The following is a 24766-nucleotide window of genomic DNA, read 5'->3' as shown; positions in this document are numbered from 1 at the left end:
TCGAGCGGCGCCAGCCCCGGGTTAGCCCATGAGCTGGCGCTCGACGACGGAGCGGGCGGTCTCCAGTGCGGCATCGAGTCGCGACGGGTCGGTGCCGCCGCCCTGGGCGAGTTCGGGGCGGCCACCGCCGCGGCCGCCGACAACCGGGGTGATCTCGCGGATCAACTTGCCGGCATCGACGCCCCGCTGCACCAGGTCACGGGTGACCATGGCGAGGAGCGCCGGCCGGTCGTCGATGACCGCGCCTAGCACGACCACGCCGCTGGCGAGCTTGTCGCGCAGGCGGTCGCCCATCTGGAGCAGTGTGTCACGATTGGGCGCCTCGACGCGGGCGGCGAGCACGCGCGTGCCGTCGACAGTGACCGCCTTCTCGATCAGGTCGCCGATCTGGACGCTGGCGAGTTCAACTCGCAGGCGCTCGATCTCGCGCTCCCGCTCCCGCAGGCGCTCCTGGAGCGCCGCGACCTGCGCGGGGAGCTCGTCGAGCGGGACGTGGAGGTCGCGCACCAGGCGCTGAGACATCTCCTGGAGACGCAGCGCGTACTCGGCGGCGGCGCGCCCGGTCAGGGCCTCGACCCGGCGCACGCCGCTGGCGACGCTCGACTCCTCGGTGATGACGAAGAGGCCGATTTCGCCGGTGTGGTTGACGTGCGTGCCGCCGCAGAGCTCCTTGCTGAAGGACGGAATGGTCACGACGCGCACGTTGTCCCCGTACTTTTCGCCGAACAGGGCGATCGCACCCTCGGCGATCGCTTCCTGGTAGGGCTTGATCTCTGCCTGCACCGGGCTGTCGGCGAGGATCTGCTGGTTCACGATCTCCTGCACTTCGCGCAGCGCGGCGGCGCCGACTGGCTCCAGGCTGGTGAAGTCGAAGCGGAGCCGGTCGGGCGCGACGAGGGAGCCGGCCTGCTGGACGTGCTCCCCGAGAACCCGGCGCAGTGCGGTATGGAGCAGGTGGGTGGCGGTGTGGTTGCGTCGGATGTCGGCCCGTCGCTGGGCGTCGACCCGCGCCTCGGCCGTCTGGCCCACCTGGATGTATCCCTCGCGGACGATCCCGCGGTGCACGATGACGCCGGGAGCCGGGCGCTGCGTATCTTCGACTTCGAAGACGCCCGTGTCGGTCTGAATGTTTCCGGTGTCACCGACCTGGCCGCCGCCCTCGGGGTAGAAGGGGGTCTGGTCGAGGACAATCTCCACCTGTTCCCCTGCCTCGGCGCTCTCCTGTGCGGCCTCGGCCCCGAGGATACCGACTACGGTGCCCGTCGCCTCGGTCGTCTCATAGCCCAGGAAGACGGTCGGCTTGTCGGTCAGGTTGGCGTAGAGTGCGGCGCGCGTGCGTGCCTCGTCGCTGAAGATAGCGGCGCTGGCACGGCTCTGCTCCCGCTGGGCGGCCATCGCCCGGTCGAAGCCCTCGCGGTCGACGGTCAGCCCGGCGTCGCTCGCAAGTTCCTCGGTCAACTCGTACGGGAAGCCGTAGGTGTCGTAGAGACGGAACGCTTCGGCGCCGGGGACGACCGTCTCACCGCGCGCGCGGAGGTCCGCCGCCAGCGTCTCGAAGCGGCCGATGCCGGTCGCGAGCGTGCGGCCGAAGTGCTCCTCCTCGTGCCGAATCACCTGGCGGATGCGCTCCTGCTGCTCGCGCAGGTTCGGGTAGTGCTCGGCGAACATATCGATGACGACGTCCGCGACCTCAGTGAGGAAGGGCCGGTCGATGCCGATCAACCGGCCGTGGCGCACGGCGCGGCGCAGGACGCGGCGCAGGACGTAGCTGCGACCCTCGTTGCCGGGGAAGACACCGTCGCCAATTAGGAAGGTGACGGCGCGGCCGTGGTCGGCGATGACGCGCAGCGAGCGGTCGACCTTCGGGTCCTGGCGGTACTGGACCCCGGCCAGTTCGGCCGCCTTCAGGAGCACCGGCATGTAGAGGTCGGTCTCGAAGACGGAGCCGACGCCCTGGAGGACCATGGAGATGCGCTCTAGGCCCATCCCGGTGTCGATGTTCTTGCGCGGCAGCGGGCGCTGGGAGCCGTCCTCTTCCTTGTAGAACTCCATGAAGACGAGGTTCCAGATCTCGAGGAAGCGGTTGCAATGATCGCAGCCGGGCCCGCAGTCGGGCCGGCCGCAGCCCAGCTCCTCGCCGCGGTCGTAAAAGATCTCGGAGTCGGGGCCGTTCGGACCGGTGGTGCCGACGGGTCCCCACCAGTTGTGCTCGTCGCCCAGCCGCGCGATGAGGTGCTCGGGGATGCCGATCTCGTCGCGCCAGAAGGCGAAGGCGAACTCGTCGTTGCGGTGCACCGAGGGGCGCAGCCGCTCGCGCGGAATGCCGAACCGCTCGGTCAGAAGCTCCCAGGCCCAGGAGATCGCCTCGGCCTTGAAGTAGTCGCCGACCGAGAAGTTGCCGAGCATCTCGAAGAAGGTGAGGTGCTCTTCGTCGCCGACCTCGTCGATGTCGACGGTCCGGAAGCACTTCTGGATCGAGGTCATGCGGACGCTGGGTGGGCGCTCCAACCCGAGGAAGTAGGGAGTCATCTGCTGCATGCCGGCGGTGGTTAGCAGGACGGTGGGGTCGTTGTGCGGCACCAGGGATGAACTCGGCACATGGAGGTGCCCACGCTCGGCAAAGAATTCGACGAAGATCCGGCGGATCTCATTACTCTTCATCTGGGTAACGCCCTCACGAGTCGCGGCCAGACAGCAGCCATGGATTGTACCGACGTTGGAGCCGCCGGACCACCTCCAACCGCGACGTGTACGTACAGTATGGCAGGGCGGTGCCTGGGTGTCAACGGGTTCGGACGCCCGATCCGCAGTGTGCGGCGATCGATGAACACGGGCGGGGATGCATTCCCGGCGGCGTGGCCTCGATCACGGGAGAAGCCTCATTTCGTGCGCGACCGACGGCTCACCATGTCCGGGTTGGCGGGGGCCGATGCGATGACCCGGACGACAGCCGGCAAGTGTGCCAGGAGACTCAGCACCGTACCGAACTGCCAGAAGCAGTCCCTCGAGAGCCCATCGTCCGCATCACAGCGGTGAGCTGCGACGGCAATCGCATGGGTAGAGGGGCCGTCGGCTGAAGGTCCGCTAGGTGACGCGACGAGCGAAAGCAAGAGGGGCAGGGATTTTCCCTGCCCCTCCGCGGTGTTTCTTTGGGGTGCCTCACGGGGCTTGAACCCGTAACCCCTGGTTCCACAGACCAGTGCTCTGCCAATTGAGCTAGAGGCACCATGTCATTGAATGGCGTGGGCGAGTAAGCCGAGTTCTGTTCTTGACGGTCATCTGTCTCGGCCGATGGCTCGTGGCCACCGACCGGCCACGTCGTCGCCTCCGTGGCTGCTCTCGACTTCGGGCCTCGGCGAGCAACCTGATAGCGGCCCATTCGGAGATTGCTGCGGGGAGGATTGCCCTTTTCACTCCGGACCGCAGAGGGCCCGGCATTGGTCTCTGTTGCTCTCACCGCGGCGGGGTACCCGCCACGGTGCCGATCTGGACTGTCAGCGCCACCGGCGAACGCTGCCCCGGCTTTCGCCGGGCACCCTCGCTCTATGCAGCTCGGACTTTCCTCTGGCCGGAACGGCCAGCGACCGTCCTGCCCACGCCATTCAATTGTTAACGGAAGCCCGCTTGCGGCAGGCTCCCGGCCGGTGGTGCCGAAGGGGAGATTTGAACTCCCACGGGCGTCAGCCCACTACGCCCTGAACGTAGCGCGTCTGCCAGTTCCGCCACTTCGGCATGTTCCCGACTCGTTGTCAAGTCGGAGCGCCGTATCCCGACGCGGCAAGCAGTATAGCACATTCCGACCGGTGCCGCAAGGACGCCCCGGCCGGTGGCACGTCGGCGCTGCAGCCGGGGACGATCCGAGCGAGGGAAGCCGCGGCTCTTGACACAACTTTCACAAGCCGGTATGATGCGAAGAGTCAGTAGACCCGTGCAGGGTGAGTGACGGGTGGACCAGGCAGTGACGGCCGAAGCGCAGACAATGTACGAGCAGGTTGCGGCGGCGATGCCGATGCCTGCGGCTGCGCGTGTCTTCACCCTTCGCGATACCCTCGTTGGCGCCTTCCTTATTATCGTAGGCCTTATTCTTATTATTATCGGCCATTTCCATATGGGGGGCGCAGCGAGAGCGTAAACACGGAACACTGAACATCGAGTAACTCGCGAGCCTCCCAAGTCGGGAGGCTCGCTCAATTTATGGGGCGGGGTGAGCACGATTCCCCCGTGCCAGGCGAGCGGAAGAGGGAGGCACATGGTCGTCGAGACGAAGCGAGTGGAGACAGAGCGTCCGACGCAGGCCGAGCCGGCGAGTCGACGGTCGATCGGAGCGCGGCTGCTCTGTCAGGCGCTCGAGCGTGAGGGCGTCGATCTGATCTTCGGCTACCCGGGCGGCGCGGTCATTCCGCTCTACGACGTGCTGCCGGAGTTCAACATCCACCACGTGCTTGTCCGCCACGAGCAGGGGGCGGCGCACGCGGCCGACGGGTACGCGCGTGCCACCGGCCGGCCGGGTGTCTGCCTGGCGACCTCCGGGCCGGGGGCGACGAACCTGGTGACCGGAATTGCCACCGCGATGCTCGACTCGGTGCCGGTGGTGGCCATCACCGGTCAGGTGCCGCAAGGGGTCATCGGGAGCGACGCCTTCCAGGAGATCGACATTACCGGCATCACCCTGCCGATCACCAAGCACAACTTCATCATTCGTCGGGTGGAGGACATCGGGCCGACGATTCAGAAGGCGTTCTATCTCGCCACGACGGGGCGTCCGGGGCCGGTGCTGGTCGATGTCCCGAAGGACGTGCTGCTGGCCGAAGGGGAACTGGCGCCTGCCGAGCCGGTGCAACTTCTGGGTTACCGGCCGACGATCGTGCCACACCGTCGTCAGATCCGCCGGGCAGCCGAGGTGCTGCGCGCGGCGGAGCGGCCGCTGATCCTCGCCGGGCACGGCATCCTGATCTCGGGCGCGACCGAGGAACTGGTCCGCTTCGCCGAGCGGACGCAGATCCCGGTCGGGCTTACCCTGCTCGGGATCGGCGGCTTCCCCGGCTCCCACCCGCTCTGCCTGGGCATGGTCGGTATGCACGGCTTCGCGCACGCCAACCGGGCGATCCATGAGTCCGACGTGATCGTCGGGATCGGCATGCGCTTCGACGACCGGGTCACCGGCCGGGTCAGCGAGTTCGCGCCGAACGCGCAGATCATCCATATCGACATCGACCCGGCTGAGATCGGCAAGAACGTGGAGACGGCGGTCCCGGTGGTGGGAGACGCTCGCGAGGCGCTGCTGGCCTTGCTCGAGGAGATGGAGCCGCAGCGGCACGACGAATGGCTGGAGACGATCGCGAGCTGGCGCAAGCGGTCGTCGGGCCGTTCGCGGGGCGTGCCGGGCGCCCTGGCACCGCAGTACGTGGTCGAGCGGCTGCACGCGCTCACGGAGGGGAAGGCGATCGTCACCACCGACGTGGGCCAGCATCAGATGTGGACCGCTCAGTACTACACCTGCGATGTCCCCAACCAGTGGATCACATCGGGCGGCCTTGGGACGATGGGCTATGGCGTGCCGTCGGCGCTGGGGGTGGCGCTGGGACGGCCCGATGCCGAGGTGTGGGCCGTGGTCGGTGACGGCGGGGTCCAGATGACGATGTTCGAGTTCGGCACCATCGTCCAGGAGGGGGCGAAAGTCAACATCGCCATCGTGAATAACGGCTACCTGGGCATGGTGCGCCAGTGGCAGGAGTTGTTCCACAACCGGAACTACTCGGAGACGCCAATCAGCAGCCCGGATTACATGCTCATCGCCCAGGCGTACGGTATCCCGGGTCGCCGGGTTACGCGGCCGGAGGAGGTCGACGACGCGATCCGCTGGGCGCGCTCGGTCGACGGGCCGACGCTGCTGGAGTTCCAGGTCAATCAGGAGGAGAACGTCTACCCGATGATCCCGTCGGGCGGGTCGATCCGCGAGATGATCGAGGAAGCGTAGGGGTGGTAGCCGTGCGACGTCACACACTCGTCGTCCTGGTCGAGGACCGGCCCGGCGTGATGAACCGGGTGATGAGCCTGTTCCGCCAGCGCGGGTTCAACGTAGACAGCATCGCGGTCGGGCACAGCGAGCAGCCCGGCCTGTCGCGAATGACGTTGGTGGTGCAGGGAGACGACCGCACCATCGAGCAGGTGACCAAGCAGCTCTACAAGCTGCTGGAGGTCATCAAGGTCACCGACGTGACTGGGGAGAACCTGATCCAGCGCGAGCTGGCGCTGGTCAAGGTAGCGGCGACCGAGCGGACGCGCGGTGATATCATGCGCCTGGTGTCCGAGGTCTACCGCGCGCGGATCGTCGACGCGGCGCCGGACACGCTGGTGATCGAGGTCACCGGGCCGAGCGAGAAGATCGACTCGCTCATTACGCTGGTACGACCCTACGGGATTAAGGAGATCGCCCGGACCGGCTGCGTGGCGCTGGAGCGTGGCAGCGGTGCGGTCGCGGTACGGGCAGAGGATGCTGTGGCGTAAGGGAACCCCTCACCTCCGTCCCCGTCTCCCACAAGGGGCGAGGGGCGGAGGTGAAAGACGCGGCATGCAACACCCTTGACGCATGCGCGTGACCGGCCGAGAGGAGAGTGGAGGAAGTGGCGGTAGTCTACTACGAGCAGGACGCGGATCTTTCCCTGCTGAAGGGGAAGAAGATCGCGGTGATGGGCTACGGCAGTCAGGGGCACGCCCACGCCCAGAACCTGCGCGACAGCGGGTGCGACGTAATCGTCGGGCTCTACGAGGGCAGCAAGAGCTGGGACCGCGTCAAGGCCGACGGCCTGGAGGTCGCCACCGTCCGCGACGCGGCGCGGCAGGCCGACATCATCATGATGTTGATGCCGGACCACACCCAGAAGGCCGTCTACGACGAGAGCGTGGCGCCCGAGCTGCGCCCGGGCAAGACCTTGATGTTCGCCCACGGGTTCAACATCCACTTCGGCCGGATCACGCCGCCCTCGGACGTTGACGTGTCGATGATCGCGCCGAAGGGGCCGGGTCATATCCTGCGCGACACCTACCAGGAGGGCATCGGCATCCCCGCGCTCCTCGCGGTGCACCAGGACGCGAGCGGGCAGGCGAAGCAGGTTGCTCTGGCCTACGCCAAGGGGCTGGGCTGCACCCGCGCCGGCGTGCTGGAGACCACCTTCAAGGAAGAGACCGAGACGGACCTCTTCGGTGAGCAGGCGGTCCTCTGCGGCGGCATCTCGGCGCTGGTCCAGGCGGGGTTCGAGACGCTGGTAGAGGCCGGCTACCAGCCGGAGCTGGCGTACTTCGAGGTGCTCCACGAGCTGAAGCTGATCGTCGACCTGATGTACCAGGGCGGCATCAAGTACATGCGCTACTCGGTCAGCGACACCGCCGAGTACGGCGACTACGTCAGCGGCCCCAAGATCATCGACGACCGCGTGCGCGAGTCGATGCATCAGATCCTGCAGGACATCCAGAGCGGGCGCTTCGCCGAGCGCTGGATGCGCGAGAACGACACAGGCCGGCAGGAGTTCATGAAGATGCGGGAGGCCGCGCTGAGCCACCAGATCGAGCAGGTTGGCGACCAGTTGCGGGCCATGATGCCGTGGCTCAAGCGGCGAGAGATCCCGACTCAGAGCAGCTCCTAGCAGCGACGGGCGGCACAGCGCGGCGGTGCGGGCTCTCGGGAGGCTCCGGAGCCCGCGAGGTGCTGTGTGGTGTGCGCAATGCGTAAGCGCTGCCGCATTGGCTGTTGGCTTGCCCATCGGGCTCGTGGTATACTGGCCGTTGGATCATGCGTGGCGTTCGCGCGGAGAACAGAGGGAGGCGCCGCTCGAATGGCGTTGTACAAGGCGCAGAAGGACGAGATCGTCAAGAACTTCCAGGTGCATGAGACCGACACCGGTTCGCCGGAGGTGCAGATCGCGCTTCTGACCGAGCGGATCAATGGTCTGGTCGAGCACCTGCGGGCGCATCCGCACGACAACCATTCGCGGCGGGGCCTGCTGAAGCTGGTCGGTCGGCGGCGCCGGCTGCTGGCATACCTGAGCGAGAAGGACGTTGAGCGATATCGCGCGACGATCGAGCGGCTTGGATTGCGCCGTTAGGTACGTGGTTGCTCCTTCCTGCCTGACTACCGGCGAACAGACACGATCGGCGGACCTCCGCCGGTTCCCCGTTAGCTTGTGGACGAGCCCAGGGGTCATGTCCCTGGGCTCCGCTATTTCCCGCGCGCCCCGGCTCGGGGTGCAGGCGACGGGGCGAGGGGAGGTGTAGGCACTGATCTCGCGGTGTCTCGCCAGTGGGCGCGTGAGAGGGGTTAGGTATTGGAGCCCGGCGAGGAATCGGGTCCGGTTCGTCGCCGAACGCCAGTCCCTAACACCTCCCACGTCCGCGACGAGACACCGGTGGTTCCGTTTCAGCCGCGACCAGAGAGGTCGCGAGGATGTGGGAGTTACACACAATGCCACCACTCATACATGAGCGCACGATAGAGGTCGCAGGCAGGCGCCTGACGATCGAGACCGGCCGCATGGCGGGCCTGGCGCACGGCGCCGTAACGGTCCGCTACGGTGACACATTGGTTCTGACCACTGTCGTCGGTGAGCGGGAGCCCCGGGAGGGCCTCGACTTCTTCCCGCTCACTGTCGACTACGAAGAAAAGATGTACGCTGCGGGGAAGATCCCCGGCGGCTTCATCAAGCGCGAGGGGCGACCAACCGAGGCAGCGATCCTTGCGGCCCGCCTGACCGACCGGCCGATCCGGCCGCTTTTCCCCAAGGGCTACAAGGCCGAGGTGCAGGTGATCACCACCGTCCTCTCGGCCGACCAGGAGAATGCACCGGATGTGCTGTCGATCATCGGCGCGTCGGCCGCGCTGATGCTCTCGCCGATCCCGTGGGCCGGTCCGGTGGGTGCCGTCCGCATCGGCGACATCGACGGCGAGCTGGTCGTCAACCCGACCGAGCACCAGTTGATCGACAGCAAGCTCGACATGGTCGTGGCCGGTACGGCCGACGCCGTGATGATGGTCGAGGGCGAGGCCGACGAGATCTCCGAGGACCGGTTCCTCGAGGCGGTGCTGCTGGCTCACGATGAGATCAAGCGCATCGTGGCGATGCAGCACGAGCTGCGCGAGCTGGCCGGCAAGGAGAAGTGGGAGTTCACCCCGCCGGAGGAGAACACCGAACTCAAGCAGCAGATCGAGGAGTACATCGGCGACAGGCTGGTCTCGGCGGTGTTCAACCCCGACAAGGAGCAGCGCCTCGCGGCCACGGACGAGCTCAAGCAGGACGTGATCGCCCACTTCACCGAGGCCCCCGAGGGTGAGGAGCCGGTGGCGACCGTCCGCGAGGTGTCGGAGATCTTCGACGGGCTTGTCAAGGGTCTGGTCCGGCGGACGATCCTTGAGCGCAGTGAACGCCCCGACGGGCGCCGGCCCGACGAGATCCGGGAGATCTGGATCGAGACCGGTGTACTGCCGCGCGCGCACGGTTCGGCGATCTTCACCCGTGGCCAGACGCAGGCGCTGACGGTCGTCACGCTGGGCACGACCTCGGAGGAGCAGCTCCTCGACGGCCTCGGGATCGAGGAGTCGAAGCGCTACCTGCACCACTACAACTTCCCGCCGTTCAGCGTCGGCGAGGTGCGGCGGCTGCGCGGGCCGAGCCGTCGGGATATCGGGCACGGTGCGCTTGCCGAGCGGTCACTCCTGGCGGTGCTGCCCGATGAGGACGTCTTCCCCTACACGATGCGCGTCGTGTCGGAGATCGTCAGCTCCAACGGCTCGACATCGATGGCCAGTGTCTGCGGAAGCTCGCTGGCGCTGATGGATGCAGGTGTTCCGATCCGGGCGCCAGTCGCCGGGGTGGCTATGGGGCTGATCACCGACCCGGAGACGGGCCGGTACCAGATCCTGACCGACATCCAGGGCATCGAGGACGCGCTGGGCGACATGGACTTCAAGGTCGCCGGCACGGCGGAGGGCATCACCGGTATCCAGATGGATATCAAGGTGATGGGCATCACACCGGAGATCATGCGCGAGGCGCTCGAGCAGGCGCGCCGCGGCCGGCTCTACATCCTCGACAAGATGAACGCGGTGCTGGCGCAGCCGCGGCCGGAGATGTCCCCGTACGCGCCGCGGATCTACCGTATCCAGATCCGACCGGATCAGATCGGTGAGGTCATCGGCCCGGGCGGCAAGGTGATCCGCGGGATCCAGGAGGCGACCGGCGCCAAGATCGACATCGAGGACGACGGCACCGTCTTCATCAGCGCTGTCAACGAGGAGAGCGCCCGCAAGGCGGTCGACACGATCGAGCGCATGACGAAGGTGCCCGAGGTTGGCGACATCTTCTTCGGCCGGGTGAAGACGATCATCCCGTCCGGCTGCTTCGTCGAGATCCTGCCGGGCAAGGATGGCTTCCTCCACATCTCCGAGCTGGAGCCGTATCGGGTCAACTCGGTCGAGGACGTGGTCCAGGTCGGCCAGGAGCTGAACGTCGTCGTCACCGGGATTCGTCCGGACGGCAAGATCAACCTGTCGCGCAAGGCGCTGCTGACCAGTGATGCGGATCAGCGCGAGCCGGCTTCGGCAGGTGCCGGGCGTGGCGGCCGGCGTCAGGACGACCGGGGCGGGCGCGGCCAGCGTGGCGGCGACCGGGACCGCCGCGGCGGCGGTGACCGCGACCAGCGCGGCCGCCAGCCGGAGGCACGCGACCAGCGCCCGAAGCCCCGTCCGGACGACGGCGGGCAGGCGTTGATGCGCCGTCCGCGTGACAGCCGGACCCTGCCCGGGCGCGGCCCGAACCGGTAGCACCGGCGGCGACGCTGCATAAGTTGACCAGGCACGAGCGGGCGTTACCGCCCGCTCGTTGCGTTTGCTCCTCATACATGGGCGATAGGCGCACCGGCATGTCCTGCTGCGTGGCCCAGGCCATCCTGAATGCCCCTGGCATCCTGAGCGGAGCGAAGGATCTCCGGTAAACGCAACCGCCTGAGCACGAGATCCTTCGCTGCGCTCAGGATGACACCAATTCGGCGATGGCCCGGCCCTTCGTGTCACTCGCCGACGGCGGGGAAGGGGCGGAAGCACGCGGCGCCGGGGAACGCGTCGCTACCGCTCCAGGCGGATGATGCCGCGCTCGAGAGCGACGGTGACGGCGGCAGTGCGGTCGTCGACGTCGAGCTTGTCGAAGATGTGGATTAGGTGCGACTTCACCGTGGCCTGGCTAATGGAGAGGCGCGCCGCGATCTCCTTGTTCGATGCACCCTGCGCGACCAGGCGCAGGACATCGATCTCACGCGGAGTGAGCGGCTCCTGCCGTGGCTGGTTCAGTCGTGCCATGAGGCGGGCGGCGACAGACGGGGCGAGGAGCGGCTGGCCCGCCGCCGCGGCGCGGATGGCGCGGAAGAGGTCCTCGCGCGTGGTGTCCTTCAGCAGGTAGCCGGTGGCTCCGGCTTCGACCGCGTGGAGGATGTCTTCGTCGCTGTCGTACGTCGTCAAGACCAGGACATGAACGTCCGGCATCTCCGCGCGGATCTGTGCCACCGCAGCCGCGCCGTCCATCTCCGGCATGCGCAGATCCATCAGCACGACGTCGGGCCGCAGCCGGCGCGCGAGGGCGACAGCCTCAGCGCCGGTTGCCGCTTCGGCGAGGACGGTGAATTCCTCGTGCTCCGCCAGCATCCCGATTATGCCGGTGCGGACGACCGGGTGGTCGTCCGCGATGATCAGACGGATCGGCTTCACGGCTTCGCTCTCCAGCTCACGCACCGCTCGGCACCAGTGCTTCTACCCGCTCAGTGCTGGGCTCCACGCGATCGGCCAGGGGGAGCGCAACCGTGATGCTCGTGCCCTCGCCAGGCGCGCTCTCGATCATCAGTGAGCCGCCCAACAGACGCAGGCGCTCGCGCATCCCGGTCAGGCCGAAACCGCCGTTGACGGACCCCGGGGTGGCGGATACCGTCGCGCGGTCGAAGCCCACGCCGTCGTCTTGCACGTCGAGCAAGACCTCGTCGTCGAGATAGGAGAGGGTAATGTCCACCCGGCCGGCCTGCGCGTGCTTGCGCACGTTGGCGAGTGCCTCCTGCGTGATGCGGAACAGCGTTACCTCGACATCGGGTGGGAGCGGGACGGGCGTCCCGTCCACGGTGACGTGAGCCGTAATGCCGGTATCTTCGGACCAGCGCTCAGCGACGCGAGCGAGCGCGTCGGCAAGCGAGCCTCCCTGCTCCAGTTGTTCCGGTCGCAGTGCCCAGACGAGTCGCCGGGCGTCGTTCAGGCTATCCCGCGCTGTCGCCCGTGCCTGCTCGACGTGGCGACGGAGCGCGGTGGCCTCGGCAGGGATATGCGGCTCGGCGGCCTCCAGGTGCATCACGATGCTGGTGAACCCCTGCGCCAGGGTGTCGTGGATCTCGCGAGCAAGGCGCTGTCGCTCCTCAATGACCCCCGCTTGCCGCTCACGCTCGGCGAGTGCGGCACGCGTCGCCATCAACTCGTCGATCAGGCGCTTACGCTCCTGGCTCTGGCGCGTGATAGCGGCGAAGAAAAAGATCGAGATGATGGTGAAGATGACGGAGAAGACGGCGCCCAGCAGCGCGCCCTCGTTCTCCCAGAGGTACTGGCCATCGAGCGCGGCGTCGCGGGTAAACAGGATCAACGTGAGGGCGATCACGCCGGCAGTGGCCCAGGTTGGAGGGATGAAGGCGAAGAGCTGGACGAAGATGGCGAACGACATGACCAGGAACGACGCGTCGAGCCACGCCAGCGTGCCGAGCATCACGGCCTCGCCGAGAAAGAAGACGAGAATGTGACCCGGAGTCATGTCGTCGCATGACCACCGCACGATCATGACGGTGTACCAGGCCGCGAGTGCGGCGGTGAGGGCGGCGAGCAGAGCGGCACGGTCGAGGCTCGGTCCGTTGAGCAGGGACAGGATCAATCCGAGGGCGAGCGAGAAATAGAAGACGCCGTGCCAGATCCGCTCCCATCGCTCCAGGACATCTTGCGATGGATGTTGCGGTCGTCGCCGGTGCCACCGGACCAGGGCGTCTCGGGCTTGGGTGAGTCCGACAGGCATGAAGCCGCCTCCCTCCGGTATGGACCGTGGATTCGTGGCACGCAGCGTTCACCGGTTTCCCGGCGCTCTCCATAGGATACCTGACGTAACCGAGAACGCATCGACCGGGTGGACGGGGGGATATCCACCGATTGGTGGATACAGGGCAGCCTCGCGGTCGCTCAGCTTGCGGTCTGGGCAGCATCCGCTGCCGGGCGGGATTCCTCAAGTCGCGTCAGGTGACGCTCGATGACGAGTAGCGCCCCGGTGCCGACCAGCACGCCGAGCCAGAGAGTCGCGAAGCGGACGAGCAGCGTCGCGGCGGCGGCGAGGTCCGAGGTCATGCGCGGGTCTCGGACGATGAGCAGGAGCAGGCCCGCCACCCCCGCTTCGGCCGCGCCGAGCCCGCCGGGCAGCATGGATATCGCGCCCAGGAGCGAGGCGGTGGCCATGATGAAGGTGCTGATCACCAGCAGTTTCAGGGTCGGCTCGAACCCGAGGCCGATCAGGATCAGAAAGAACGCCGCGCACTCGCCGAACCAGGAGACCATCCCGATCCCGACTGCGATGCCCAGCTTCCCGGGGCGAAACAGGAGGTAGGTGTTCTCATAGAGCACGTGGAGCGCGTGCATGCGGCGGTTGATGATCGGGAGGTGCTCGAGGCGGGTAAAGATCCGGAACATGAGCGACCGGCTCTGCAGCATGAGGATCCCCGCCAGCGCTAGCACCGCCAGGATTGCCAGGACCTGCCACCCGTACCGGACCGAGACGAGTCCCAACGCGGCCAGCACCAGCATGGAGATACCGTCGGTGACCCGCTCAGCAAACACGGCAGGGGCGGACACCGAGAGCGGCGTGGACGTGGCGCGCCGAAGCAGGTACGACTTCAGGAACTCCCCGAGTTTCCCCGGTGTGATCGACATCGAGAGCCCGGCGAGGAAGATGCCCAGGCTCGTGCGCGGTCGCAGGCGGCCGATGTCAAGCCACTGGAGGTAGAGGTGCCACTTGGCGAAGCGCAGGGCGTAGTTGACGAGCGTGAGCAGGATGATCGGCGGCACGACCCACCAGTCGAACGTTCGCAGCGTCCGGATCAGTGCCGGGCCGTCACCCAGGAGCGTCACGCCGATCACGACGAGGACGCCGAAGACGAGGCCGTAGACGAAGCGGCGCTTCAACCGATCGAGCGGGGATCGTTCCTCGTCAGTTTGGGGACTCGCCTCGTGCGGCGTGCGCGCCATCTGCCGTTCTCTCTCCTTCGCTCCCGGCCGCCGGTGGTGCGGCTCCGCGGCCGCTGCCCCTCCGCAGGTTGCCGGCCAAGTCGGACGCGGAGGGCCGGGCTGATGGTACTGCAGCCGGTCCACCCGCGGCGAGGAGGGTCAGGCACCCCTGCCTACTGATACCAGATTCGGGAGCATGCCCCCCACGGCATCCTGAGCGAAGCGAAGGATCTCTGGGCGGGTTCACCACCCACCGGAGAGATTCGTCGACTCCTCCGCACGCCGCCCCGCAGCGTACAGCTCCGCTCAGGCTGACATCGAAACCAGGAGACACGTTCACTCGGTGCGCGGCAGGCCCGGTAGTCCCCATCGCTGAGCGATGTCGGGCGGCCGGTCGGAGCGGGGTGCGTGCCTGCCCAGATGGAAGCCCGGACGAGGATGCACCCGCTCCGACCGCGCTGCTGCGGTCAGTCGAGGTAGCCCTCGACGCGTAGCAGTTCTGCGTTGAGGATCGACGCCCCGGCGGCGCCGCGGATGGTGTTGTGCCCGAGGACGACGAAGCGGACGTCGAACACGTTGCACGGGCGGACACGGCCCACGACGGAGGCCATCCCACGCTCGACGTTGCGGTCCAGGATCGGCTGTGGTCGGTCGTTCTCAGTGCGGACAACGATCGGCCGCTCGGGCGCCGAGGGGAGGCCAAGCTCCTGCGGCCGGCCGCGATAGCTGGCCAGGATCTCGACTACCTCCTCCACCGACGCCTTCCGACCGAGCTTCAGCGAGACCGCTTCGGTGTGGCCGTCGCGCACCGGGACGCGGGTGCAGGTGGCGCTGATCGCGAGGTCCGCGTAGCGGAAGCCGTCCGGCCCGTAGCTGCCGAGGAGCTTCTTGGTCTCCGTCTCGATCTTCTCCTCCTCGCCGCCGATGAAGGGGACCACGTTGTCGATCAGATCCATCGACGGGACGCCGGGGTAGCCCGCGCCCGACGCAGCCTGCAGGGTGGTGACCATGGCCTGCTCAATGCCGAAGGCGTCCCAGAGCGGCTTGAGCGCCAGGACGAGGTGGATCGTCGAGCAGTTCGGGTTGGTGACGATGAAGCCGTCCTTCCAGCCGCGCCGCTCGCGCTGCGCCTGGATCGCCGCGACGTGGTCCGCGTTGACCTCAGGGATCATCAGCGGGACATCCGGATCCATGCGATGGTCGCGCGCGTTGGTGAAGACGCGCTTGCCCTCGGCGGCGAGGCTCGCCTCGACCTCGCCAGCGATGCCTCCCGGCAGAGCCGAGAAAACGACCGGGCTGCGCACCGGCTCCTCATAGTGCTGCACCCGCATCTCGGCCGCCTCCCGTGGCGGCGCATCGCTCAGGCGCCAGTCGCAGACCTCCCCGTAGCGCTTGCCTGCTGAGCGCTCGCTGCCGACTAACTCGGCCACCCTGAACCACGGATGCCCATCGAGCAGTTGCACGAAGCGCTGGCCGACGCTCCCCGTCGCCCCCAGTACGGCGACATCGATCCGCTCACCCATACCCTCACGACCCTTTCCGCGGCGTGACCCGCCGGCTTGGCGCCGCCCGCGGCGGCGGTACGGCGCAAACAAAAACGGCAGAGGTGCTTACCTCTGCCGGTCCCTCACAGGCGTTGTGTTGGCGCGATCAGGTCACCGCACCCGCCTGTGCACCGGCGGGCGTAATAGTCATGCCGTCAATAATGGTGATGATCGCGCGCAGCGAAACCATCGGTTCCGTGCTCTCCTGGAACGGCCTTGCCGTCCTCAAGTCCGACGCGTACCCTCAGGGGGACGCTGCGCAGACGATAGCAGGGATTGGCTGCGCCGTCAAGGCGCGGGCAGGGCAGCGAGCGGGGAAACGATGGAGGCGAGGATGAACGACAGACAGGTCGGCGTGGCGATCCTGGGGCTGGGGACGATCGGCTCGGCGGTGGCCCGGGCGATCCGGGAGCAGGGCGATCTGATCGCGGAGCGTTACGGGCTGCGCCTGGTGGTGCAGGCGGTACTGGAGCGCTCGCGCGACCGTGCGGCGCGGGCGGACCTGCCACCGGAGACGATCGCCACCGACCTGGCGACCATCCTGAGCGACGACGGCGTGGACGTGGTGGTCGAGGTCCTGGGAGGGGAACAGCCGGCGGCCGACTTCATGCTGCGCTGCCTGCGCGCGGGCAAGCACGTGGTGACGGCGAACAAGGAGGCCCTGGCGAAACACTTTGGCGAACTCACCGCGGCGGCTCAGGAAGCGGAGCGGGCGCTCCTCTTCGAGGCCAGCGTCGGTGGCGGCATCCCGCTGCTGGTGTCGTACCGGCAGATTCTGGCTGCGAACCGGATCACGCGCGTGCGCGGCATCGTGAACGGCACGACCAACTTCATCCTGAGCCAGATGGCGGAGCAGGGAACAGCCTACGACACGGCCCTGGCCGAGGCTCAGCGGCTGGGCTATGCCGAGCCTGACCCGACCGCAGACGTTGAGGGCTACGACGCCGCGTACAAGCTCGCGATCCTGGCTTCGCTCATGCTTGGGCGGCACGTTCGCCCGGACGAGGTGGACCGCACCGGCATCACCGGCGTCACGGCCGAGGAGGTCGCGGCGGCGCGGGAGCGCGGAGGAGCGATCAAATTGATCGCGAGCGCGGAACGGGACGGCGACGCCGTCCGCCTCCAGGTCGCGCCGACGTTCGTGCCGGGGGACAATCTCTTGGCCCACGTCTCGGCCAACTTCAACGCCATCGAGCTGACGGGGGACCGTGTCGGCCCGGTGGTCCTCAGCGGGCAGGGAGCGGGACCGCTGCCGACGGCCAGTGCGATCCTCTCCGACGTGGTCGAGGCGGCGCGGGTTGGCGCCGCTGCGAACGTCGTGCTGGGCGCGTAGAACCACACCGCCGGGAGCGCCGGCCGGCGCTCCCGGCGCTCTGTCTCACGCCGTGAGCAGGCTGATCCCGAGGCTGACCACGCCCAGAGCGAGCGAAACCCCGCCGGCGTAGAGGAGCAGGATCAGCCGGTTCGGCGTCGTTGTCCCTTTCCCGATCGCGGACAGGAAGAACCCGGCGGGCATCAGAATCGCCGCGAGCCAGATGCCGTTGCGGGCGAAAGGGGCAAGCGGGCCGTCGACGGCTGCGGCGTCCGCCAGGATCAGCCCCACCAGCGCCAGTGTCACCAGCATTCCCGCGTGGGCGTGCCCGGCGCGGAAGAACGCCCGCTGGAAAGGCGTTGCCGGCTGCTGGCCGCGTACCACTCGCAGCATGAAGAGTCCTCCAGATTCGATCGCGACGATCGTCAGCAGGATGATGCCGGCCGTGCTCAGTGTGTCCGGTGAGAGGGTGAGCGTTGCATCCACGATGTACCTCCAAGGGGACTTCGATCCCGAGTCGTGGGCGCGACGGCGTCCTGGGGATAGGTTCCGCCGCCGCTCAATCTTGACACTGACAAGATAACAGGTGGGCTGAATCTTGTCAATGGAAAGATTGAAAGGTATACTCGGGCCATGGAGCCGACTAGTCGGGAGACAAACGAGTCCCGTTCGTACCACCACGGCGATCTACGGCGCGCGCTGATCGAGGCGGCGGTCGTGGCCATCGCCGAACGCGGTCCGGCGGCCGTCAGCCTGCGGGAGCTGGCGCGGCGTGTCGGGGTGTCGCACGCCGCCCCGGCGCATCACTTCGGAGACAAGACGGGACTCCTCACGGCCGTGGCGGCGGAGGGATACCGGCGCCTCAGTGCGGTGCTGCGGGACGCGTACGAGGCGACCGGGAGCTTCCTCGAGGTCGGTGTCGCCTACGTGCGCTTCGCGGTCACCAACCGGGCGTACTTCGACGTCATGTTCCGGCCGGACTTATTGCGGCTGGATGACCCCGAGTTGGCCGAGGCGCGAGCCGCTGCGCGGGAGATGCTGTATTCCCCGGCGGCCGAGGTGACCGGGGCTGGGCCGGGCGACGAGACGCTGCACGCCGGGGTGGCGGCCTGGTCGCTGGCGCACGGGCTGGCCACGCTCTGGGTCACCGGCAACCTACCCTCGGCGATCGGGGAGGACCCGGAGGCGGCGGCCCGAGCCGTGCTCGCATACCTCGCCGGTCCGCCTCCGCGGTCCGATGGATAGTGGCGGTAGTTCGCCGCCAGCGCTTCTTGTGCGCAGCTTCCGGCTACATCCCGCGCCCCTCGACGGCCGTTACCTTCCCGGTCTCGACATCGAAGATGTGGCGGTGCTGGCGCCGTAGATCGGTGCCCAGTACGTGGAGCGAGTAGCTCGGTTCGGGACCGACCGTCTCGATGCGGTGGATGTCGTCCGGCGGGAGCAGGGGGTAGACCGCGCCGCGCTCGAGAACTTCTTCGTCGATCAGCTCCAGCGTTGCGTGCTCCGGGTCGCTCCCGTCGTCGACGCGGCGGTAACGGGTCGTCCGCTGCGCACCGCCGCAGACCCCGATCACTCCCCAGGTGACGTGGTCGTGGACAGGGGTCGGCATCCCGGGGGCGAACTCGACGACGTAGATCTGGAGCGTACCGTCGGGGTCCTGGTAGTGGATGTAGCGCGGGCGATCGCCGGGCGACTCGGTGCGGCGGGCCGGGTCCATGAGCGCGTCGTTCCACACCACCTTTTCGACCAGCGGGATGAGCTGCTCGACGATCGCCTGCCGGTCGTCGGCCGCGCTGCTCATGATGGTCCGCGCGTCTTCGACGAACTGATCGACTGAGTAAGACTTCGTCGACTCCATGAGGGCACCTCCTTCCAGGGTGGCGGCGTCTCGCACTGTGTGTGCCTGCCTCACGCGGGTTCGCTCGAAGCGGCGCCGTGCTGTTGCCAGCAGGAATGCCATCAAGTCCGCGGCGCCGTACTGATGCCTCGGCGCCCAGGAAGGGCGCGACGAGGCCGTGCGGTCCTCTTCACTGCGCGGGTGCACGAGTATCCCAAACACGGGAATGAGCACCAACACGCCCCCGACACCCGGATGATCAACTCGCTGACCTGATGGTCGCAGGGCCTAGACTATCCTCAGATCGGACTGGCGTCGAGATGGGCGTGCGTCTCCTCCAGCGGGCGGCCAGCGCTAGAGACGGTGAACAAGACTCCGATCAGGCTACATCTGACCAGGGTGAGCACGCGCCTGGCATAGGACCAAACGGGCCAGGTGGGAAGGGCGAGCCGGGCGCCAACCAGCGCAGATGCCTCCGGTAGGCCGGCGTGTGGACAGCGCGGCTGAAGGCTCGGTGGAGGGTTCGGACCAGGTCGTGGATGATGGACTGGCGGTCCGAACGCCGATTGAGAGGTGGCGCCGGGCGAGCGTGATCCGGGACGTACGTGACCAGCCCTCGGCGTGAGGGTAGGGGGACTGGAGGCCGAGCCGGGGCAGGCTGCGAGCGTGCATCGGTCAGACTGAGGCGGAGCCAAGCAGCTCGGCGCTGCGCCGACGCAACGGAGAGCCCCTTCGCCCCGCCCGAGATGACACCTGTCCACTGGTGGACTGCTCGGCGGACGACTTCAGGACCCGAATTCGAGCGACGCCATGTAGGTGCCGCTCCCGCCCTGGCCCGCGAACGAGCCGTGGCCGCTGAGTCCTTCCAGCCCACCGGTGCCGCTGCCCTCGACGACGGTGAAGGCGCCGTGTATGGTGTCGGTCGTCGTGTCGAGGACGGCCACGTTCTGGAACTGCACCGTGCCGACTTCTCCATCGATGACCCCGCTGAATGTTTCAAGGGCCAGGCACGCGGCGTGTCCCGACGGGTGAAGTGCGCATGTGCCGGCGGTCATCGAGGTACCGGTGGCAGTGCCGGTCAGAGCGGTCTCCTCCAAGAAGTCGAAGAGGGTGAGGTCGCCGACCGCCCGCTCGTTGGCCGTCACAAAGCTAGTCTGCGTAAACGTCCCGACTACCTGAACTGGTTGGGCGGTGGCGACATTCACGTTGGCAAGCGCCAGCATCATCGCGAGGGCCAGCGTAACGGCGACCAACCACCGCGCGGGTCTCGCAGCCAGTGCCCGTCGCATTGCCGTCTCCATGGTGCGTCCTCCTAATCGTGCCGCCGGTCACATGACCACGCAGTCGTTCGGTACGTGACGCGTCCTCGGTACGGCACCGCGGCGGTCGACGGTCACGGCCTGGAGCCGCCCCCGCGGCGATGTGCGATGCGCCCAGACTACCCCGGTTGCGTCCTTATGTCAATTGCCTCGATGCACCTCATTGGGCTCGGCCGGTGGGGGAGGGGACGCCGGACATCGGCGGATGCGATGACTGGATATGACGACGCCCCCGACAGGGGGCGGGGCGATGGACCTCGTCTCCGCTGCGGGGGCGTCGTGTGGTTCTGGGCCCGGTCGGCGCGTGGGCGGACGGGCGCAGCGTACCCGCGTGCCTAGACGGTCGCGTGCACGGACCGGCCCACGGCGATGTTGAGCGCCCGGTCGAGGTCGTCGATGATGTCCTCGACGTCCTCGATACCGATCGAGAGGCGCAGCAGGTCGGGCGTGACGCCGGCCGCGAGCTGCTCCTCCTCGCTGAGCTGCTCGTGGGTCGTCGTCGCCGGGTGGATGATGAGCGACTTGGCGTCGCCCACGTTGGCGAGCAGCGAGAAGAGCTGAACGTTGTCGATCACGGCGCGACCGGCTTCGATGCCGCCCTTGACGCCGAAGTTCAGCACCCCGCCGAAGCCGTGCTCGAGCTGCTCACGGGCGACGTCGTGGTAGGGGTGGCTCTCCAGTCCGGGGTAGTTAACCCACTCGACGCGCGGGTCGTCTTCCAGCCAGCGAGCGACGGCCAGGGCGTTCTCGCAGTGGCGCTCCATCCGCAGCGAGAGCGTCTCCAGACCCTGCAGGAAGAGGAAGGCGTTGAAGGGCGAGAGGGCCGGTCCGAGGTCGCGGAGGGGCTCCACACGGGCGCGCACGATGTAGGCGAGGTTGCCGAAGCGCTCGACGTACTCCTCCATCTTGGGGAACTTGCCGTTGGTCCAGTCGAAGCGCCCGCCGTCGATGATGATCCCGCCGATGCTGGTACCGTGGCCGCCGATCCACTTCGTTGCCGAGTGGACCACGATGTCGGCCCCGTGCTCGATCGGCCGGCAGAGATACGGTGTGGCGAAGGTGTTGTCCACGATCAGCGGCACGCCCACCTCATGGGCAATGGCCGCCACGTCGCGGATGCGCACCACGTCGAGTCGCGGGTTGCCGATCGTCTCCATGTAGAGCGCGCGGGTCTTGTCGGTGATCGCCTCGCGGAAGTTGTCGAGGTTCGACGGGTCGACGAAGCGGGTGGTGATGCCGTGCTTCGGCAGGGTCACGGCGAAGAGATTGTAGGTGCCGCCGTAGAGGCTGGCAGCCGAAACGATCTCGTCCCCCGCTTCAAGGAAGGTGAAGATGGCGAGCGACTCCGCTGCCTGGCCGGAGGCGGTCGCCAGGCCCGCGACACCCCCTTCGAGCGAGGCAACGCGCTGCTCAAACACGTCGTTGGTGGGGTTCATGATGCGGGTGTAGATGTTGCCGAACTGCTCCAGCGCGAACAATTGGGCGGCGTGCTCCGCATTGTGGAAGACGAACGAGGTCGTCTGGTAGATCGGCACCGCGCGGGCCGTGGTGGTCGGGTCCGGCTGTTGGCCTGCGTGGACCTGTCGTGTGCTGAATCCCCAGCGACGCTCGGTTCCATTCTTCTCGCTCACGGCTACGTTCTCCTCTCGAACCATTCGATCACTCGTGTCATGCAGTGGCCGGCCTCTTCCGGCCGCGGTCGTCGGGCGCGGGCGTGCTTCCCGCGCCCTGGCGGTGGCCGTGCCTCGTCGTTCAGCACGGCTACGGCTCCTCGATAAAGGACTTGATAATCGGCGCCAGGAGGTGGAAGTCCTTCAGGAAGGCGTCGTGTCCGTTGGGCGAGTCCAGCTCGTAGTAGCGCGCGTCGCGTCCCAGGCGCTGCAGGTGCTCGGCGATCTCGCGGCCGTAGATAGGCAGGAACAGGATGTCGGAGCGAATGCTGACCGCGAGCGTCCGCGCCTGGATGCGCGCCAGCCCTTCCTCGTACCCGCCGCGACCGCGACCCAGGTCGTGCGAGTCCATCGCGCGTGTCAGGTAGAGGTACGAGTTGGCGTCGAAGCGGCGTACGAGCTTGTCCCCCTGGTAGTGCAGGTACCCCTCGACATCGTAGCGGGTGAGGAACTCCGGCCAGGCGGTGTAACGGGCCTCCGGCCGGCGGCCGAAGCGGGCCTGCATCAACTCGTCGCTCTGGTAGGTGATCATGCCGACCATGCGGGCCAGAGCCAGGCCGCGGTCGGGTCCCATGCCGGGCTCGTACTCGCCGTTGCGCCAGGCCGGATCGAGCATGATCGCGCGCCGCTGCACCTCGTTGTAGGCGATCCCCTGCGGGCTGAAGCGGCCCGACGTGGCGATCGGCACGATTCGGTCGACGTAATCCGGGAACATGGCCGCCCACTCCAGCGCCTGCATCCCGCCGAGCGAGCCGCCGATCACGGCGTGCAGCCGCCGGACGCCGAGCCGTTCCAGCAGGCGGGCCTGCGCCGCGACCATGTCGCGGACCGTGATCGAGGGGAAGCGCAGGTTGTAGCGCGTGCCGGTTCGCGGGTCGATCGAGCACGGCCCGGTCGAGCCGTAGCAGCTCCCCAGCAGGTTGGAGCAGACGACGAAGAAGCGGTCGGTGTCGATCGGGCGACCGGGGCCGACCAGCGGCTCCCACCAGCCCGGCCTGTCGTCTGGGCCATGCGAGGCGACGTGGCTGTCGCCGGTCAGGGCGTGGGTGACGAGGACGGCGTTGTCGCCGTCCGCATTGAGCTCGCCCCAGGTCTCGTAGGCGAGCTCGACATATGGGATCGTCGCGCCCTGCTCCGTGATGAACGGTGCATCGGGCGTCGCGATCGTGAGCGAGCGGCGAGTCGATACGGTCGATGCGTCGGTCGTGATGGTCACGTTCCCCTCCCGCGGCGGTCAAGGTTGCTCAGCCCTGGTGCCTGCCATCGGCCGGGGCGGGGAATACAAAACGCCCGTCCCCGGCCTCGGGGACGGGCGCTAGAGCCCGTGGTACCACCCCGCTTCGCCCGCGCCTCGCGACGCGGACCTCAGTGGGTGCGTATGCACCCTGACCTGGATAACGGAGGTCAACCCGGCGGTACCTACTGGGGGCAACTGCCCGGTTCAGCCCGCGGCTCGGAGGTCATCTTCACCCGGCACCCGTGCGCCGCCTTCCACCGTCGCGGCTCGCTAGAGCCGTGGTTTCCGGGCTACTCTCCTCGTCATCGCCGTTGCTGGCCGTCTGCTTGGCTGTGGGAGGGATCAAAAAACCCTCCACACCAGGTGGAGGGGGCCTTCATTCGTTCGCTCATCGTGCGGACACTGTCCGCCGGCATTGGCACCTGGCGCAGTACGCGCTGGTTGCCGGGCTTCGCAGGGCCGTTCCCTCCACCACTCTGGATGAGCGTAGGCCATATTCACTTGTGGCGCTGATCGTACTGGACTCCCAGGGTCTCTGTCAAGTCCCATTCCCTGACATCTGGCAATCGCCCATCGCACCGGTTCGTCGAGTCACAGCCGAATTCACGCCCACCAGGTTGACATCGGATCGTGGTGCGCGTAGAGGGACGGCCGTGAGAGTGGCCATTACCGCTTCCTGCTGGTCGGAGTTGCTCTCGTGGTGGTAAGTGGCTTGCGCGCGTCTTGCGCTAGAGGGAGTCGACCGGAGCGCTACACGAGGGGTCCGGGCATGGACAATACCACCTCCGGCGCATCGCTGCGCCTGTCGGCCGCGTTGCTGCTCGTGGGACAACTCCTGTACATCGGGGTCACCCAGCTCCACGCCGGTGGAGAGGCCAATGACCATCCCACCATCTTCGCCGTGTACGCCGGCAGTGGGAACTGGACGGTGGTCCACGTCGGCCAGTTCGTGGCCATGGGGATCTTGCTTGCCGGGCTGCTCGCGCTCTACTTCGGCGTGGATCTGCGGGCGGGCACGGCCAGATGGGCAGGACGATTCGGTGCCGTCTTGGCCGGGGTCGCGCTCGCGCTGTACGGCGCCCTCCAGGCGGTCGACGGGGTCGCCAACAAGCAGGCCGATGCTGCGTGGGTACGCGCCCCGGACGCCGAGAAGGCGGCGCGCTTCGCGAGCGCCGAGGCCATCCGCTGGATCGAGTGGGGGATGCGGAGCTACCACGACTATGCGCTTGGCCTCGCCCTGCTCCTGTTTTCAGTCGCGGTCGTGCGGACGGCGTGGGTCCCGTGGCCCATCGCGTTCCTGATGGGCCTGTCCGGCCTCGTCTATCTGGTCCAGGGCTGGGTGGTTGGCGCCGAGGGCTTCTCGCAAACGCTGTCGATCGAGATCGTGCTGGCCTGGGTGCTGAGCCTGGTGTGGATGATCTGGCTCGTCCTCGTCTCCTGGCGGATGCCGGAATCGGAGCTCCGGCGCCTGGCGGCTGAAGGCCGGGGTCGCCCCGGGACGATCCACTCATCGTCCGGGTGATGGCCACACCGGTTGCCGGAACGGTGCAGGCGTTTCCCGGCGCTGCGACT

General features: G+C 67.6%; 18 protein-coding genes, 2 tRNA genes, 1 other RNA gene and 1 riboswitch. Of the genes, 8 read left to right on the top strand and 13 right to left on the bottom strand.

What is annotated here, in order from left to right:
- Window positions 1–21: 21 nt before the first annotated feature.
- The 4 genes from alaS to STHE_RS07860 form a co-directional block, all read right to left on the bottom strand.
- Window positions 22–2661 carry an alanine--tRNA ligase gene (gene alaS / locus STHE_RS07870; RefSeq protein WP_012872040.1) on the bottom strand — a complete coding sequence of 880 codons (2640 nt, stop codon included), beginning with the start codon at window positions 2659–2661 and terminating at the stop codon, window positions 22–24.
- A 489-nt stretch (window positions 2662–3150) separates the two neighbouring features.
- Window positions 3151–3226, bottom strand: a tRNA-His gene (locus STHE_RS07865).
- 9 nt (window positions 3227–3235) lie between these two features.
- Window positions 3236–3600, bottom strand: an RNA gene (rnpB, locus tag STHE_RS18125) — RNase P RNA component class A.
- Between the two features lie 45 nt (window positions 3601–3645).
- A tRNA-Leu gene (locus STHE_RS07860) sits at window positions 3646–3732 on the bottom strand.
- Window positions 3733–4249: 517 nt separating this feature from the next.
- Here STHE_RS07860 and ilvB point away from each other — a divergent pair.
- The 5 genes from ilvB (at window position 4250) to pnp (ending at window position 10813) form a co-directional block, all read left to right on the top strand.
- Window positions 4250–5977 carry a biosynthetic-type acetolactate synthase large subunit gene (ilvB, locus tag STHE_RS07850; protein ID WP_012872039.1) on the top strand — a complete coding sequence of 576 codons (1728 nt, stop codon included), beginning with the start codon at window positions 4250–4252 and terminating at the stop codon, window positions 5975–5977.
- A gap of 2 nt (window positions 5978–5979) precedes the next feature.
- Window positions 5980–6507: an acetolactate synthase small subunit gene (ilvN, locus tag STHE_RS07845; protein ID WP_012872038.1), complete on the top strand. Its 528-nt coding sequence runs from the start codon at window positions 5980–5982 to the stop codon at window positions 6505–6507.
- Between the two features lie 116 nt (window positions 6508–6623).
- Window positions 6624–7643, top strand: coding sequence for a ketol-acid reductoisomerase (gene ilvC, locus STHE_RS07840; protein WP_012872037.1), 1020 nt, complete (start codon window positions 6624–6626; stop codon window positions 7641–7643).
- A 189-nt stretch (window positions 7644–7832) separates the two neighbouring features.
- Complete coding sequence (gene rpsO, locus STHE_RS07835; RefSeq protein WP_012872036.1) at window positions 7833–8102, top strand: 30S ribosomal protein S15; 270 nt, start codon at window positions 7833–7835, stop codon at window positions 8100–8102.
- A gap of 356 nt (window positions 8103–8458) precedes the next feature.
- Window positions 8459–10813: a polyribonucleotide nucleotidyltransferase gene (pnp, locus tag STHE_RS07830; RefSeq protein ID WP_041398930.1), complete on the top strand. Its 2355-nt coding sequence runs from the start codon at window positions 8459–8461 to the stop codon at window positions 10811–10813.
- 300 nt (window positions 10814–11113) lie between these two features.
- Here pnp and STHE_RS07825 read toward each other — a convergent pair whose 3' ends face one another.
- The 4 genes from STHE_RS07825 to asd form a co-directional block, all read right to left on the bottom strand.
- Window positions 11114–11749, bottom strand: a complete 636-nt coding sequence (locus STHE_RS07825; protein WP_012872034.1) for a response regulator — start codon at window positions 11747–11749, stop codon at window positions 11114–11116.
- Window positions 11750–11765: 16 nt separating this feature from the next.
- The gene (locus tag STHE_RS07820) at window positions 11766–13079 is read right to left on the bottom strand and encodes a sensor histidine kinase (protein ID WP_012872033.1); all 1314 of its coding nucleotides are present in this window, start codon (window positions 13077–13079) and stop codon (window positions 11766–11768) included.
- Between the two features lie 161 nt (window positions 13080–13240).
- The gene (locus STHE_RS07815; protein ID WP_012872032.1) at window positions 13241–14296 is read right to left on the bottom strand and encodes a lysylphosphatidylglycerol synthase transmembrane domain-containing protein; all 1056 of its coding nucleotides are present in this window, start codon (window positions 14294–14296) and stop codon (window positions 13241–13243) included.
- A 446-nt stretch (window positions 14297–14742) separates the two neighbouring features.
- Window positions 14743–15798, bottom strand: a complete 1056-nt coding sequence (asd, locus tag STHE_RS07810) for an aspartate-semialdehyde dehydrogenase (RefSeq protein WP_012872031.1) — start codon at window positions 15796–15798, stop codon at window positions 14743–14745.
- A gap of 355 nt (window positions 15799–16153) precedes the next feature.
- Here asd and STHE_RS07805 point away from each other — a divergent pair, with 355 nt between their 5' ends.
- Window positions 16154–17152 carry a homoserine dehydrogenase gene (locus STHE_RS07805; RefSeq protein WP_012872030.1) on the top strand — a complete coding sequence of 333 codons (999 nt, stop codon included), beginning with the start codon at window positions 16154–16156 and terminating at the stop codon, window positions 17150–17152.
- A 45-nt stretch (window positions 17153–17197) separates the two neighbouring features.
- On the opposite strand, the gene STHE_RS07800 is transcribed toward STHE_RS07805, so the two are convergent.
- On the bottom strand, window positions 17198–17617 hold the full coding sequence (locus tag STHE_RS07800) for a hypothetical protein (protein ID WP_012872029.1): 420 nt from the start codon (window positions 17615–17617) through the stop codon (window positions 17198–17200).
- Window positions 17618–17764: 147 nt separating this feature from the next.
- Between STHE_RS07800 and STHE_RS07795 the strand changes: the two genes are divergently transcribed.
- Entirely contained in the window at window positions 17765–18376 is a 612-nt protein-coding gene (locus tag STHE_RS07795) for a TetR/AcrR family transcriptional regulator (RefSeq protein WP_012872028.1), read from the top strand.
- 43 nt (window positions 18377–18419) lie between these two features.
- On the opposite strand, the gene STHE_RS17905 is transcribed toward STHE_RS07795, so the two are convergent.
- The 4 genes from STHE_RS17905 to metX form a co-directional block, all read right to left on the bottom strand.
- Entirely contained in the window at window positions 18420–18989 is a 570-nt protein-coding gene (locus tag STHE_RS17905) for a cysteine dioxygenase family protein (protein WP_012872027.1), read from the bottom strand.
- A 764-nt stretch (window positions 18990–19753) separates the two neighbouring features.
- Window positions 19754–20269: a DUF3224 domain-containing protein gene (locus STHE_RS07785; RefSeq protein ID WP_012872026.1), complete on the bottom strand. Its 516-nt coding sequence runs from the start codon at window positions 20267–20269 to the stop codon at window positions 19754–19756.
- Window positions 20270–20622: 353 nt separating this feature from the next.
- Window positions 20623–21942, bottom strand: a complete 1320-nt coding sequence (locus STHE_RS07780; RefSeq protein WP_052295276.1) for an O-acetylhomoserine aminocarboxypropyltransferase/cysteine synthase family protein — start codon at window positions 21940–21942, stop codon at window positions 20623–20625.
- Window positions 21943–22048: 106 nt separating this feature from the next.
- On the bottom strand, window positions 22049–23173 hold the full coding sequence (gene metX / locus STHE_RS07775; RefSeq protein ID WP_012872024.1) for a homoserine O-acetyltransferase MetX: 1125 nt from the start codon (window positions 23171–23173) through the stop codon (window positions 22049–22051).
- A gap of 406 nt (window positions 23174–23579) precedes the next feature.
- A riboswitch (SAM riboswitch) is annotated at window positions 23580–23681 on the bottom strand.
- A gap of 282 nt (window positions 23682–23963) precedes the next feature.
- Here metX and STHE_RS07770 point away from each other — a divergent pair.
- Window positions 23964–24716 (top strand): hypothetical protein, encoded by a 753-nt coding sequence (locus STHE_RS07770; RefSeq protein ID WP_012872023.1) that lies wholly within the window; start codon window positions 23964–23966, stop codon window positions 24714–24716.
- The last annotated feature ends 50 nt before the right edge of the window (window positions 24717–24766 follow it).

It is taken from the genome of Sphaerobacter thermophilus DSM 20745 (genome assembly GCF_000024985.1).
GTDB lineage: Bacteria > Chloroflexota > Chloroflexia > Thermomicrobiales > Thermomicrobiaceae > Sphaerobacter > Sphaerobacter thermophilus.
This window is presented reverse-complemented; position numbering and strand designations above follow the sequence as displayed.

Bases quoted from the DNA above. Each gene is read 5' to 3' on its own strand.
- STHE_RS07770 (WP_012872023.1), top strand. From the start codon at position 23,964: ATGGACAATACCACCTCCGGCGCATCGCTGCGCCTGTCGGCCGCGTTG.
- alaS (WP_012872040.1), bottom strand. From the start codon at position 2,661: ATGAAGAGTAATGAGATCCGCCGGATCTTCGTCGAATTCTTTGCCGAG.
- STHE_RS07820 (WP_012872033.1), bottom strand. From the start codon at position 13,079: ATGCCTGTCGGACTCACCCAAGCCCGAGACGCCCTGGTCCGGTGGCAC.
- pnp (WP_041398930.1), top strand. From the start codon at position 8,459: ATGCCACCACTCATACATGAGCGCACGATAGAGGTCGCAGGCAGGCGC.
- ilvB (WP_012872039.1), top strand. From the start codon at position 4,250: ATGGTCGTCGAGACGAAGCGAGTGGAGACAGAGCGTCCGACGCAGGCC.
- STHE_RS07795 (WP_012872028.1), top strand. From the start codon at position 17,765: ATGGAGCCGACTAGTCGGGAGACAAACGAGTCCCGTTCGTACCACCAC.
- STHE_RS07785 (WP_012872026.1), bottom strand. From the start codon at position 20,269: ATGGAGACGGCAATGCGACGGGCACTGGCTGCGAGACCCGCGCGGTGG.
- asd (WP_012872031.1), bottom strand. From the start codon at position 15,798: ATGGGTGAGCGGATCGATGTCGCCGTACTGGGGGCGACGGGGAGCGTC.
- STHE_RS07815 (WP_012872032.1), bottom strand. From the start codon at position 14,296: ATGGCGCGCACGCCGCACGAGGCGAGTCCCCAAACTGACGAGGAACGA.
- STHE_RS07805 (WP_012872030.1), top strand. From the start codon at position 16,154: ATGAACGACAGACAGGTCGGCGTGGCGATCCTGGGGCTGGGGACGATC.
- STHE_RS17905 (WP_012872027.1), bottom strand. From the start codon at position 18,989: ATGGAGTCGACGAAGTCTTACTCAGTCGATCAGTTCGTCGAAGACGCG.
- STHE_RS07780 (WP_052295276.1), bottom strand. From the start codon at position 21,942: ATGGTTCGAGAGGAGAACGTAGCCGTGAGCGAGAAGAATGGAACCGAG.
- rpsO (WP_012872036.1), top strand. From the start codon at position 7,833: ATGGCGTTGTACAAGGCGCAGAAGGACGAGATCGTCAAGAACTTCCAG.